The organism is Dyadobacter sp. CY261, from assembly GCF_021440085.1.
Taxonomy (GTDB): Bacteria; Bacteroidota; Bacteroidia; order Cytophagales; family Spirosomataceae; genus Dyadobacter.
In genome coordinates this window covers 196284-208861 of the sequence record NZ_JAKCPW010000003.1, presented here as the reverse complement: position 1 = coordinate 208861, position 12578 = coordinate 196284, and the positions used below count along the sequence as shown (strand labels likewise).

The window sequence follows — 12578 nt, the reverse complement described above, 5'->3', positions numbered from 1 at the left end:
TATGAAATATGTTTAACCAAACATCCAAATATATATTGGCATTGGGGCTCCTTGGCGCAGGAATAGCCATTACTTCCTGCAAGGAAACCTGGCTGAAGCCTGAGCCGCTCTCATTTTACGAGCCCGATCTGACTTTTAAAGACCTGGCAGGCTTAAAAGCGACGCTTGTCGCATGTGAGCGTAACCTGCGCCTGGAATGGTATGGCGATGCCATGCCGATGATTACCGAATCGGTCTTTTCTGACATTGCCGTGGAGGGTACAACCGACAAATCGGGCCCTGCACAGAACCTGAACCTGCTCATCACTCCCGATGCTCAGTTGAACCATATCGACTATAACAGGATCGGCTGGTATTGGCTGGAAGGCTACAAGGGCATTAAATATGCCAACACGGCCATCTCACGCATCGATTTACCCACCTATAAAAGTGAGCAGGAGAAAAATGAACTCCTGGGCGCAGCCTATTTTCACCGGGCGGCCCGTTACTATCGGCTTACGCAACAGTTTGGGGATGTGCCGTTGCTACTCGAAGAGGTGAATGGCCCAAAACTCGATTTTAAGACGACAAAACGAGAAGTAATCCTTAAAAAGATGAAAGAGGACCTGGAATTGGCCGAGCAATGGGTGCCCGCGGTGACGGACAAAGGCACGGTGAATAAAGGTTCAGTAAGTCATTTGCTAACGAAGGTTAATCTGGCGTTGGGGCTGTTTGATGATGCCATCAAATCGGCAACTAACGTAATCGACGGCGGCACGCACAAGCTGATGACATCGCGGTTTGGGGTGAATGCCAATGACGCTTCTCGAAATGTGGTGTGGGATTTACACAGGCCGCAAAACAAAGCGATGGCAACCAATACGGAAGGATTAATGCTTGTAATCGACCGGTTGAATATCGAAGGTAATGTCGACGGCGGTATACTCACCATGCGGAACGGTGTGCCGCTTTGGTTCAACAACATTAACACGCCGAACGGAAACCGGGGCACGATCGACACCTATGGCATTGAGATCGATCAGGTGGTCAAATATGGCCGCGGGATCGGACGTTTACGCCCGACCGACTATTCGCAGAACCAGATCTGGGATGACAAGAACGACCTTCGGCACGCACCCGGCAACTGGACACGGATGGAGGATATTTTGTACAATAACCCCCAAATCAAGGAAACGGACAGCTTTTACGGCAAGCATTTGCAACTTAAAAATGCGGAAGGTGTGGTGCTCACGATAGATACGATCCGTTGCTGGTTCGACTGGCCCAACTATAAGTTCTTCATCGAAGACCCTTTGCGTGTACAGCCTCAGGGAGGTAATACCGACTGGTATGTGTTCCGGTTGGCCGAAACTTATCTGTTGCGTGCGGAAGCGTACGCCTGGAAGGGCGACCTCGCCAAAGCGGCCGAAGACGTGAATGCGGTTCGGACCCGCGCGAACTGCGCGCCCCTCGCGGCGGGTAAAATTAACATCGGGACGATTCTCGACGAGCGCGCACGGGAGCTCTATTTTGAAGAACCGCGAAAAACCGAGCTGACACGCATTGCCTATATTTTCGCACAAACCGGCAAACCTGCGCCGAATGGTAAAACTTACAGCATGGCCAAGTTTTCGGATGAGAATTACTTTTACGATCGGGTCATGGAGAAAAATGACTTTTACAATAAAGGGGTGAAAACCCGGCATGCCGACGAATACACCATGAGCCCGTACCATGTGCTATGGCCCATTCCGCAGTCGGCGATCGATGGGAATACGCAGGCGCGGATTAATCAGAACAAGGGATATGCGGGATATGAGTTGAATGTGCCGCCCCTCACGGAAATTCCGAAATAAATTTACAAGCAATGGCCCGTAGATAGCGGGTCATTGTTGTTTTATATCGTCTGGGAGTTTAGGATTTTATATTAATCTAAACCTGAAATGAACAGACGGGATTTTTTACAAAACACTTCGCTGGCTATGGCTGCAAGTCTGCCGGGGGCCGGCTGGCTGGAAGCCGCGGTGAAGAAAGGAGATATAAAAATCGGCTATTCGGCCATTACCTGGGGCGGGAAAGACGAGCAGGCCATGGTCGATTTGGCCGGGCTCGGTTTCAAAGGTATTCAGTTGCGTGCCAACACTTTCGGGCCCTACCGGAACAAGGTTTCCGAACTGAAAGATGCCTTGATCAAAAATAGCCTGACGCTCTGCATGTTTTCGAGCGGGAATGTGGAGATAGATCCGGCAAAGTTTGAAAGTACGGTTGATACGCATGTAGCACACGCAAGTTTTGTAAAAGCCTTGGGTGGTAATGCCATGCAGCTCACCAATAGTCTTCGGCCGAAAGACCGCGCTCCGTCCGTGGAGGAGCTGAAAAAACTGGCGCAGGTGATGAATGAAGTGGGTAAGCAAACGGCAGATTTGGGCGTACAGGCCGTTTACCATAACCACATGAACCAACTCGGCGAAACCCCCGAAGAAGTGGATGTGATCGTGCAGGCGATGGACCCTCGTTATATTAAACTACTGCTTGACATCGCACATTACAAGCAAGGCGGCGGAGAACCGCATGAAGCGGTGGTCAAATACAAAGACATTCTGCATTCCCTGCATTTGAAAGACACCAAACCTGCTGAAACCAAAAGTGGCTACAAGTTCGTGGAACTGGGGCAGGGGAGAGTGGATGTTCCGGCCGTTTTCAAGGCGCTGGACAAAATCAAGTTCAAAGGCTGGGCCGTGGTAGAGCTCGACGGTGTACCCGATCCTGAAAAGTCACCACTCATTTGCGCCGAGATTAATAAAAAATATATCACCGGGGTTTTGAAATATCCGGTATAGCCCAAACTGGATTTGTAAGGGTATTCCTATTAATATTTCGTTATTAATGTAATAACTGATATTAGATTTGGATACCCTTTCGCATTTTTCAGGTATCATCACCATTAATCAACACAATGAAAAAATTCAGATTACCCCTGGTCGGTCTGGCCGCGTTCCTCCTTGTTTCCCCGCTGCAAGCGCAGAAGTCGAAAGACGGATGGCAAGACCTCTTCAATGGCAAGGACCTTACTGGCTGGAAACAACTCAACGGTCAGGCTAAATATGAAGTAAAAGACGGTGCTATTGTCGGCACGTCGGTAATGGGTACACCTAATTCGTTCCTTACTACGGAGAAGGATTACGGCGATTTTATCCTCGAACTCGACGTAAAAGTCGATAATAAGCTAAACTCCGGCATCCAGATCCGCAGCTTATCCAAGCCAGATTACCAGAACGGCCGCGTGCATGGCTATCAGGTGGAGATCGACCCGAGCGACCGGGCATACTCTGCAGGCATTTACGACGAAGCCCGTCGCGGATGGCTTTACCCGCTCGATTTGAATCCGGAAGGCAAAAAAGCATTCAAAAGGGACGCCTGGAACAAATACCGCATAGAAGCGATCGGTAACTCGATCCGTACCTTCCTGAATGGCGTGCCCGTAGCACACGTGGTGGACGATATGACGCCAATAGGGTTTATTTGCCTGCAAGTGCATGCGATCGGAAGTAAGGAAATGGAAGGGACTCAGGTGAGTTGGAAAAATGTCCGGATTAAAACCACCAATCTGAAACCAAGCCCGGCTACCAATGTGCGCATCGTGAACCTGATTCCGAACAATCTCGACGCGTCGGAAAAAGCGCAGGGTTATTCATTATTATATGATGGTAAATCGGTGGACCAATGGCGCTCTTACGGCGGTACCGAATTCCCTGCCAAACGGTGGAATTACCAGGACGGCGCGATTAATATATCGAAATCGGACGGCTCCGAAACAGGCAATGACATTGTTACACGCAAGTTGTATGGTCCTGCATTCGAGTTTGAATTTGAATTTAAACTGACCGAAGGCGCCAATAGCGGCGTCAAATATTTTGTAGACCAGAAGTTTAATTCCAATGGCAAATCGGGCATTGGCTGCGAGTATCAGGTGCTCGACGACGAACGCCACCCGGATGCTAAGCTGGGCAAAAACGGCAACCGCACCATTGCGTCATTCTACGACGTAATTCCCGCCGACCGCCCGAAGAATGCTGTGAAGAAGATTGGTGAATGGAACCAGGGGCGCATTGTGGTTCAGAAAGATGGCACCGTGCAGCATTTCCTGAATGGCTATAAAGTAGTGGAGTATGTGCGCGGCTCGCCGCAGTTCAAAGAGTTCGTAGCAGGTTCGAAATTTGCCAAGTTCGAAGGTTTCGGCTTGTCTCAAGAAGGCAATCTGCTGTTGCAGGACCACGGCGACAATGTATTTTTCCGTAGTTTAAAAGTGAAGGAAATCAAATAGCCCGAAACGGCGGAAAAAAGGTAAAAAAATACAGTAGATAAACGGGCGGCCGGGATTTAGAAACGATTGCCCGCAAATTGAACCCGCAGGCAATCATCAAGTCAACTTTATTCAATCCAATATCATGACCAGTAGAAGGGATTTTCTTAAAAATGCAGCACTGGCTTCTGCGGGTGTCGCAGTAGGCGCCAATGCTTTCGGAGCGGCCAGCTACCGCCGTATCCTGGGCGCAAATGATCGCGTGAGAGTAGGTATCATCGGTTTTTCGGACCGTTTCCGCAGTTCGCTGGCACCTTCTTTCGGAGATCATGCCAAAGAACTGAACTTTGAGTTCATGGGTGTTTCCGACCTTTGGAACCGCCGCCGCGACGAAGCGGAGGCCTTTATCAAGGGCAAACCATATGCGGCCAGCGAATTTGTAAAAGCACGTAATAATGAAGAGCTGCTGGCGCGTAAGGATGTGGATGCAGTGATCATCAGTACCGCCGACTTCCAGCACGCATTGCATTGTGCAGAAGCGGTGAAATCGGGCCGTGATGTATATGTCGAAAAACCATTTGCAGAAACTTTGGAAGATGCGAAAGTGGCATTGAAGGCCGTAGAAGCATCGAAACAGATCGTTCAGGTAGGTTCTCAGCGCCGCAGCGCGCCTAACTATTGGGCAGCGTATGAATATATCAAATCGGGCAAATTCGGGGACATCACTACCGTCGAGATGACCTGGAATGTAAACCAGCCGGGCCGCTGGCGCCGCAAGGACCTCGTAGCGCAGATCCGGAAGGAAGATACCGATTGGGACCGCTTCCTGATGAACCGTCCGAAAGTGGAATGGAATCCGCGTTACTATCTCGAATTCCGTTTGTTCTATCCCTATTCTTCAGGTATTCCCGGACAATGGATGGCGCACCAGATCGACACAGTGCACTGGTTCTCGGGCCTCGATGCGCCGCGTAACGTAGTCGCGAACGGCGGTATTTATACCTGGAAAGATGGTCGTACTAACGTGGATACATTCAGCGCAGCATTCGAATACGGTCCGTTCGACGACAAGAGCAAAGGCTTCCAGGTAATTTACTCTTCACGCTTCAACAATGAAGCAGGTGGTGTAAAAGAGTATTATTATTCCAATGGCGGTATGATCAACCTCGACACGAACAAGATCACTTCCGAGGGCGGTCTGAAAGAGAAAGATGCCAAAGGAATGGGTTTACAAGCTAATTTGCTGCCTGAAATGTCGTTAAAAACAGGTGATAAAATTGCCACTGATGCCAATACCGGCGCCGATCCGATGACATCCCTGCATATGCGTAACTGGATGGAGTGTATCCGTAGCCGTAAGGAATCCAACGCACCCGCCCGTGTAGGCTTCAACCACTCGGTGGCGAACATCATGGCTACTCAGGCATTGCATACCGGCAAACGCGTAAGCTGGGATCCGAAGAAAAAAGAAATCGTCCTTAGCTAATCATTTTAAAAGATCAGACAGTGAATTTAAAACTTACAGCTTTGGCACTGACGGCTTTGGCATTTTCGGCCGGGAGCGCATTTGCGCAGAAGGTTGACCTTGTCCGAAACGATAAAGACAAAAAAGTAGAAGTGAAAATAGACGGGAAGCCATTTACGACCTATTACTATCCCGGCGAAAAGACACTGAAAAAGGCCGTCCTGTACCCGGTGTTAACTCCTAAGGGCACATTGATCACCCGTGGCTGGCCACTCGACCCCCGCGCCGGCGAGCGCATAGACCATCCACACCACGTGGGTATCTGGCTCAATTATGAGGACGTGAATGGCAACGACTACTGGAATAACTCCGATGCCGTCAACCACGAAAAGCGTGCATATGGAACGATCATCCATACCGGCATCACTTCCGTGAAAAGTGGAAAGGACAAAGGTGAACTGACCGTCACCGCCGATTGGGTGGACAAAGACGGTACATTGACGTTGAAAGAGGTAACCAAATACACTTTCAGCGGAAAAGGAGACAGCCGTATTATCGACCGCTCCACAACCTTGACAGCCGTGTTGCCCGAGGTGAATATGCCTGACGTAAAAGATGGCATGTACGCGATCCGCGTAGGGCGGGAGCTGGAATTGCCGTCTACCAAACCTGAGATCTTCACCGATGCAAGTGGCATTGCCACCAAGGTGCCGGTCATGAACAATGAAGGCGTAACCGGCAACTACCGCAACAGCAACGGCGTGGAAGGAGAAGCCGTTTGGGGCAAGCGGGCGATCTGGTGTAACCTCACCGGAAAGATCAAAGATGAAAATATCAGTGTCGCGATGATCGATCATCCAAAGAATGTCGGTTATCCGGCCTACTGGCACGCTCGTGGCTACGGCCTTTTTGCCGTAAACCCATTGGGCATGAAAGCGCTTAGCGATGGAAAGGAAACGCTGAACTTCAAATTGAAAAAAGGCGAATCGACCACCTTCCGTTACCGTTTGGTAATCGCTTCCGAGCATTTGAAAGATGCCACACTCAACGACCTCGCCGCGGCTTACGCGAAGACGGAATAGTTTGTAAATAGTAGATTGAAAGGGTAGCCAGCGACTTTTCGCTGGCTATTTTTTTGCAAACCCTTGAAATTTGTCGGTATGAATTTTGACCGTTATGAGTACGACCAGCTTGATGAATTTACCTACCGCTTTTACAGTGAGGGTTACAATGGGAGGTTCGAAATACGCGTCAAGATAACAGAAATGGTGTATCATTCTTATAATCTGGGGTTTGGTGTATTTGACCCGCAAACTGAGGAACTGGATGATCTTGTAGAGATTAGAAATGGTGACAGTCAGAAGTTACTGGCTACCGTGGCCAATATTACATTGATGTTTTTAGAGGATCATACGAGGGCGCATATTTACGCTACCGGTAGCACTAAATCGCGGACACGGTTATATCAAATGGGTATAAACAAAATAATGCCAACGTTGAATGGCTATATGATATTTGGCTATCCCGCCAAACGAAGTTGCATGGAACCGTCAGAGGGACATTATCCCGAAATAGATAATGAATGGTACAAGATTCAGTTGGGAGTAGCCTACGACGCGTTCTTGATTTATAAGTCTTGAATGTCTAAATTGTATTATAGTAAAAACTTTGAGTGTTATGCCCGAAACAAAGACCTACGAATTGAGACCCGGCCGTCCGCCGGTAAGGCACATAGCTAACGAGGAGGAGTTTTTCGCAAAAAAAGCCGAGAAAATGAAAGCGTTTCTGAAAGAGCACCCGGTTCCGGAGGAACTCTTCCAAAAGAAAAGCTAACGCTTCATCGTCCCAGGTGAATGCCAGCTGAACACATGATAAGTCGCCTGCGTTTGACCTACGTTGCTGATCGCATGCATTTGATTGGACGCCTGGAAAATGACGGAGCCGGGGCCAACCGTTTTCTTCTGCCCATTTACGAGCGCCTCTACGGTGCCTTCCTTTACTATAATTACTTCTTCTTCCGGATGTTGGTGCGGCGGGTGCGAAGCTTCGCCAGGATTTAATGTCGTGACGTGGCATTCCAGCTCATCGAGCGTAGCAGTTTGTGAACGAAAAAATGTCCTGACACCGCCGGTTTTCGTACTTTTCACGGGAATGGTGTTCCATTCAAAGATCGATGATTCCATGATGTCGAACCTGGGAGTTGCGCAGATGCAGGTCAGGGTGAAGCAGGCTGTGGACAGCGACACGATCAGGTCTCTTTTTGTAATTTGCATAGGGTTCAGTGAAAAGGTTTTATGTAGGAAGACATACAAATCGCTTCTTTACCTTTTGAATATGGTTAAATATGCATTATCCTTGACGTTATAAAACCACAGGACTTTGCGCCGGTCGCATTCAAAGCCGTTTTACCCAAAACATGGAAGAACAATCAAGAAGAACGTTCCTGCAAAATGCGGGATTGGCTTCACTCGCCTCCGTTTCGAACATTACAGCCGAACCGGAAAGAGCGAAGGAGCTTTTCATACATCATGTATTTTTTTATCTGAAAGAACCCAGCAATGCACAGCATGAAACGCAGTTGCTGGAAGGTTTGCACAAGCTGGCGAAAGTGCCCACTATTGATTATGTGCATATCGGCAAACCCGCTCCAACCAGCCGGTCGGTGATCGTCAACGATTATTCGATTTCGTGGATGTGCCTGTTTAAAAATATCATCGAAGAGGAAATTTATCAGACCCACCCGATTCACCTCGATTTTATTAAGAATTATGGCCATTTGTGGGAAAAAGTAGTGGTTTATGATTCGGTGGGCCCTAAAAAGGTAGGATAGGATGCCCGTCATGCTGTCCCACTCGTTCCAAGTTTTTAAGGAATAATTCATATGAAGGAAAATTTTAAAGATAACCACCCCGAATGCCGGGAAATGATCTTACCCGTGCGGGATGCGCTGGATGTAATCAGCGGGAAATGGAAGATATCAATTCTCATCGCAATGAGCCTCGGGCACAAACGCTTTATGGAGTTACAGAATTCGATCCCGAATATTACACCGCGGATGTTGTCCAAAGAGCTCAAAGAGCTGGAAATGAACCTGCTCGTCGAGCGCAAAGTGTATGATTCATTTCCTTCGATAATCGAATATGAGCGTACCAATCATGCCAGGACACTCGAACCACTGATCGAGGAGCTGCGTCGTTGGGGTGAGTATCACCGTTTGGTCGTTACGGGTACGAATATCGATTACCCCGTAAAAGAATTACAGGATTGAGGTAAAGTTGCCCTGTCGCTGACTTTGTGATCTTGAATTGATATTATTCAACAAGATCATGAAGCTATTCCCGCGTTTTGCCGTTCTCCTGGCGATTATTTGTCTACATGCATTTCCTTCCACTGCACAGCAATCTTCGGAAGCGATCCGGCTGAACCAGGTGGGCTTTTACCCCAATGCGGCCAAGACGGCAGTCATTGTAACAGATGCGGCAGAAGCATTTGAGGTGAAAGATGCTAAGTCTGGGAAGGCAGTGTTAAAAGGCAAATTGGGACCTGCGCGTATCAGCCAGCATTCGGGCAAACATACCCGTCTGGCGGATTTCACTGCGGTGCGTAAGCCCGGTTCGTACATTGTCGAAATTCCCGGATTGGGAAAATCGGCCGCTTTCAGGATTAGCAGCCGGGTTCACCGCGAAGTGGCCGAGGCTTCGTTGAAAGGGTTCTATTATCAAAGGGCTTCCATTGAGTTACCCGAAAAATATGCAGGGAGATGGGCCAGACCGGCTGGGCATCCCGACGAAAAAGTGCTTATCCATGCTTCGGCGGTGTCGGAAGGCCGTCCCGAAAATAGTGTCATATCATCTACGCGCGGATGGTATGATGCGGGCGATTACAACAAATACATTGTGAATTCGGGCATTACAATGGGCACTTTGTTGTCGTTGTATGAAGATTACCCGCTCTATTTTGAGGACTTTAATATCAATATCCCCGAAAGCAACAACGGCGTTCCCGATCTGCTTGATGAAATAGCGTGGAATTTGCGCTGGATGCTCACGATGCAGGACCCGGCCGACGGCGGAGTCTATCATAAACTGACTAATCCGCGTTTCGATGGAATGGTAATGCCAGATGCCGCAAAAAATCCCCGCTATGTGGTGCAGAAGGGAACCGCGGCTACCCTGGATTTGGTGGCCGTTATGGCACAGGCGACCCGGGTTTTCAAAAATTTCGATAACAAATTCCCCGGCCTGGCTGATTCCTGCAGAACTGCTGCTGTAAAAGGCTGGCAATGGGCAGAAAAACATCCGTCGGTCATGTATAACCAGGACGAAATGAACAAACAATTTGATCCCGACGTAGTTACAGGAGCATATGGCGACAGATCGGTGAAAGATGAGTGGATTTGGGCGGCAGCCGAAATGTTTGCTTTGACAGGCAAGTCATCCTATCTTGAAAAGGCGGAACTGGATTTGGGACAGCCATTTGTGCTGCCGACGTGGAGTCAGGTGAAAGCATTGGGATACTACACATTGCTCAGACCGCATTATGATGTCGTGGCCGAGCCGAAAGTAATGGATGCAATTAAGCAAAATCTTATCGCTTATGCAGATGGCCTGCTCACTGATCTTGAAAAACAGCCTTACAACACAGTTATGGGCAAAACTGCACAGGATTACGCATGGGGGAGCAGCTCGGTTGCGGCCAATCAGGGCGTAGCGTTGCTATATGCCTATCGCCTGACGAAAGATCAGAAATATGTTCAAGCAGCGTTAGGGAATCTCGATTACCTGCTCGGTCGCAACGCCACTGGCTATTGTTTTCTGACAGGTTTTGGAGCGAAAAGAGTTATGCACCCGCATCACCGGCCCTCCATTGCCGATGGCATTGTTGACCCCGTGCCGGGGCTGCTATCAGGCGGGCCCAATCCGGGGCAGCAGGACAAATGCGCTGGTTACCCCAACAAATTTGCCGACGAGTCTTTCGTTGATCACGACTGCTCCTATGCTTCCAATGAAATCGCCATTAACTGGAATGCACCGTTCGTGTACCTGGCGGCGGTATTGGAAGCGACGCTAAAATAGCTCGAAAACACACTATCAAGCCCTTTCAGGCCTTTTTACCTTTGACCGGGACTGTTTCGGGCGTTTCGTTATAGCCATTCTTTTGGGTCATATTCCCCTTTTCCGACTTTTGAATGGCTTCTTCTTTGAGTTGCCCGGAAGGTTTCAGGCTATCATCTTTCTGCTTCGATTTGCTTTTTGGGCCGCCCTTGCTTGGAGAGCCGCCTTCCACGTCTTTGCTTTTCGTTTCCGTTTTCATAGTTTCTGAAATTTGAGACTTTGTCTGCAATTTTCATTCCTAAATGCTTCGGTGTTACTTTTTGGGCATTTCGCAGTAGAACCGGCTGACAGCCCGTCTCTTTATCAAATCACAATCCAATAATCAGTATGAACCTCTTCAAGTCTTTTTCACAAATACGCAACCTGCTCAAAACCATTGATATCGAAGCCATCGCCAAGCTTTCACAAAAGGTTGATCTCAATCAAATGATGGGAATCGTTTCCAAAATGAGCGAGGAAGACCTGGGCAAGATGCTCAAATTCATGCAGGCCGGTTCGGGCAAAAAGAAAGCCCCTCCGGTTGTCAATGGAGATTTTTATGAGTTGACCTCGACACTCACTGCGGACGAACGGGAAATACAGCTCAAAGTGCGTGAATTTATGGAAACGGAGATACGCCCGATTGCCAATTACTACTGGAACAAAGCACAATTTCCCATGCACATCATCCCGCTGATGGCAAGGCTGAACATATGTGGCCTGACTTACCACGGATACGGTTGTGCGGGCCGATCGGCTTTGCTGGAAGGCTTCATCGCCATGGAAATGGCACGGATCGACTCCTCGATTTCTACATTTTTCGGCGTACATAGCGGTTTGGCGATGGGCTCGATATATCTCTGTGGATCGGAAGAGCAAAAACAGCAATGGCTACCTATGATGCAACGCATGGAGCTGATAGGTGCATTCGGATTGACGGAACCGGAAGTGGGATCGGGAGTGGCGGGCGGACTAACCACAACCTGTAAAAGGGAAGGGGATGAATGGGTTATTAACGGTCAAAAAAAATGGATCGGCAATGCCACATTTTCAGATATTACAATTATTTGGGCACGTGATCTTTCTGATAACCAGGTGAAAGGGTTTATTGTAAGGAAAGAAAACCCGGGATTTAAAGCGGAAAAAATGGAGGACAAGATGGCGCTGCGGACGGTGCAGAATGCATTAATTACCCTCACCGACTGTCGCGTGCAGGAAACCGACCGCCTTCAAAATGCCAATTCTTTCAAAGATACCGCGAATGTCCTGCGCATGACGCGTGCGGGCGTGGCCTGGCAGGCAGTCGGGTGCGGACGTGGCGCATACGAGCTGGCTTTGAAGTATACGATGGAAAGAAAGCAGTTTGGTCGTCCAATAGCCGGCTTTCAATTGGTACAGGACCTTCTGGTGACGATGCTCGGCGATCTCACGGCTATGCAAACGATGGTTTACAGACTTTCGCAATTACAGGACGCCGGCGACCTGGCAGATGAACACGCTTCACTGGCCAAAGTGTTTTGCACCCTGCGTATGCGCTCTATCGTTGACCATGCGCGAGAGCTTTTTGGCGGCAATGGGATTTTGCTCGAATATGACATCGCACGTTTCGTGGCAGATGCGGAAGCCATTTATTCCTACGAAGGCACCAAGGAAATCAATTCACTGATCGTCGGAAGAGCGATTACCGGGGAAAGTGCGTTTGTATGAACATTAAAAGGGGTAGCCGAACTACCCCCTT

The 12578-nt window shown here is 48.9% G+C and carries 13 protein-coding genes; 11 read left to right on the top strand and 2 right to left on the bottom strand.

Going from position 1 to position 12578, the window contains the following annotated elements:
• Window positions 1-8: 8 nt before the first annotated feature.
• From LZD49_RS10810 to LZD49_RS10780, 7 genes are all read left to right on the top strand, one after another.
• Complete coding sequence (locus LZD49_RS10810; protein WP_234667366.1) at window positions 9-1835, top strand: RagB/SusD family nutrient uptake outer membrane protein; 1827 nt, start codon at window positions 9-11, stop codon at window positions 1833-1835.
• 87 nt (window positions 1836-1922) lie between these two features.
• Window positions 1923-2819, top strand: coding sequence for a sugar phosphate isomerase/epimerase family protein (locus LZD49_RS10805; protein WP_409021315.1), 897 nt, complete (start codon window positions 1923-1925; stop codon window positions 2817-2819).
• Window positions 2820-2935: 116 nt separating this feature from the next.
• Entirely contained in the window at window positions 2936-4303 is a 1368-nt protein-coding gene (locus tag LZD49_RS10800; RefSeq protein ID WP_234667365.1) for a DUF1080 domain-containing protein, read from the top strand.
• Window positions 4304-4427: 124 nt separating this feature from the next.
• Entirely contained in the window at window positions 4428-5768 is a 1341-nt protein-coding gene (locus tag LZD49_RS10795) for a Gfo/Idh/MocA family oxidoreductase (RefSeq protein WP_234667364.1), read from the top strand.
• 41 nt (window positions 5769-5809) lie between these two features.
• Window positions 5810-6829 (top strand): PmoA family protein, encoded by a 1020-nt coding sequence (locus LZD49_RS10790; protein WP_234667741.1) that lies wholly within the window; start codon window positions 5810-5812, stop codon window positions 6827-6829.
• Window positions 6830-6907: 78 nt separating this feature from the next.
• Window positions 6908-7387 (top strand): DUF6934 family protein, encoded by a 480-nt coding sequence (locus LZD49_RS10785; RefSeq protein WP_234667363.1) that lies wholly within the window; start codon window positions 6908-6910, stop codon window positions 7385-7387.
• Between the two features lie 37 nt (window positions 7388-7424).
• A complete protein-coding gene (locus LZD49_RS10780) occupies window positions 7425-7580 on the top strand; it encodes a hypothetical protein (RefSeq protein WP_234667362.1) in 156 nt (51 codons plus the stop codon).
• On the opposite strand, the gene LZD49_RS10775 is transcribed toward LZD49_RS10780, so the two are convergent.
• A complete protein-coding gene (locus LZD49_RS10775) occupies window positions 7577-8020 on the bottom strand; it encodes a cupin domain-containing protein (RefSeq protein WP_234667361.1) in 444 nt (147 codons plus the stop codon). The two genes, LZD49_RS10780 and LZD49_RS10775, sit on opposite strands and share 4 nt — an antisense overlap.
• A gap of 143 nt (window positions 8021-8163) precedes the next feature.
• Here LZD49_RS10775 and LZD49_RS10770 point away from each other — a divergent pair, with 143 nt between their 5' ends.
• The 3 genes from LZD49_RS10770 to LZD49_RS10760 are packed head-to-tail and all read left to right on the top strand — an operon-like array spanning window position 8164 to window position 10822.
• A complete protein-coding gene (locus LZD49_RS10770) occupies window positions 8164-8577 on the top strand; it encodes a Dabb family protein (RefSeq protein WP_234667360.1) in 414 nt (137 codons plus the stop codon).
• A gap of 51 nt (window positions 8578-8628) precedes the next feature.
• Window positions 8629-9015 carry a helix-turn-helix domain-containing protein gene (locus LZD49_RS10765; RefSeq protein WP_234667359.1) on the top strand — a complete coding sequence of 129 codons (387 nt, stop codon included), beginning with the start codon at window positions 8629-8631 and terminating at the stop codon, window positions 9013-9015.
• 58 nt (window positions 9016-9073) lie between these two features.
• Window positions 9074-10822 carry a glycoside hydrolase family 9 protein gene (locus tag LZD49_RS10760; RefSeq protein ID WP_234667358.1) on the top strand — a complete coding sequence of 583 codons (1749 nt, stop codon included), beginning with the start codon at window positions 9074-9076 and terminating at the stop codon, window positions 10820-10822.
• Between the two features lie 25 nt (window positions 10823-10847).
• On the opposite strand, the gene LZD49_RS10755 is transcribed toward LZD49_RS10760, so the two are convergent.
• Complete coding sequence (locus LZD49_RS10755) at window positions 10848-11060, bottom strand: hypothetical protein (protein WP_234667357.1); 213 nt, start codon at window positions 11058-11060, stop codon at window positions 10848-10850.
• 128 nt (window positions 11061-11188) lie between these two features.
• On the opposite strand from LZD49_RS10755, the gene LZD49_RS10750 reads away from it, so the two are divergent.
• Window positions 11189-12547, top strand: coding sequence for an acyl-CoA dehydrogenase family protein (locus tag LZD49_RS10750; protein WP_234667356.1), 1359 nt, complete (start codon window positions 11189-11191; stop codon window positions 12545-12547).
• The last annotated feature ends 31 nt before the right edge of the window (window positions 12548-12578 follow it).

Excerpts from the sequence above, each read along its gene's own strand:
- LZD49_RS10810 (WP_234667366.1), top strand. The coding sequence starts at position 9 with ATGTTTAACCAAACATCCAAATATATATTGGCATTGGGGCTCCTTGGC.
- LZD49_RS10805 (WP_409021315.1), top strand. The coding sequence starts at position 1,923 with ATGAACAGACGGGATTTTTTACAAAACACTTCGCTGGCTATGGCTGCA.
- LZD49_RS10800 (WP_234667365.1), top strand. The coding sequence starts at position 2,936 with ATGAAAAAATTCAGATTACCCCTGGTCGGTCTGGCCGCGTTCCTCCTT.
- LZD49_RS10795 (WP_234667364.1), top strand. The coding sequence starts at position 4,428 with ATGACCAGTAGAAGGGATTTTCTTAAAAATGCAGCACTGGCTTCTGCG.
- LZD49_RS10785 (WP_234667363.1), top strand. The coding sequence starts at position 6,908 with ATGAATTTTGACCGTTATGAGTACGACCAGCTTGATGAATTTACCTAC.
- LZD49_RS10780 (WP_234667362.1), top strand. The coding sequence starts at position 7,425 with ATGCCCGAAACAAAGACCTACGAATTGAGACCCGGCCGTCCGCCGGTA.
- LZD49_RS10775 (WP_234667361.1), bottom strand. The coding sequence starts at position 8,020 with ATGCAAATTACAAAAAGAGACCTGATCGTGTCGCTGTCCACAGCCTGC.
- LZD49_RS10770 (WP_234667360.1), top strand. The coding sequence starts at position 8,164 with ATGGAAGAACAATCAAGAAGAACGTTCCTGCAAAATGCGGGATTGGCT.
- LZD49_RS10765 (WP_234667359.1), top strand. The coding sequence starts at position 8,629 with ATGAAGGAAAATTTTAAAGATAACCACCCCGAATGCCGGGAAATGATC.
- LZD49_RS10760 (WP_234667358.1), top strand. The coding sequence starts at position 9,074 with ATGAAGCTATTCCCGCGTTTTGCCGTTCTCCTGGCGATTATTTGTCTA.
- LZD49_RS10755 (WP_234667357.1), bottom strand. The coding sequence starts at position 11,060 with ATGAAAACGGAAACGAAAAGCAAAGACGTGGAAGGCGGCTCTCCAAGC.
- LZD49_RS10750 (WP_234667356.1), top strand. The coding sequence starts at position 11,189 with ATGAACCTCTTCAAGTCTTTTTCACAAATACGCAACCTGCTCAAAACC.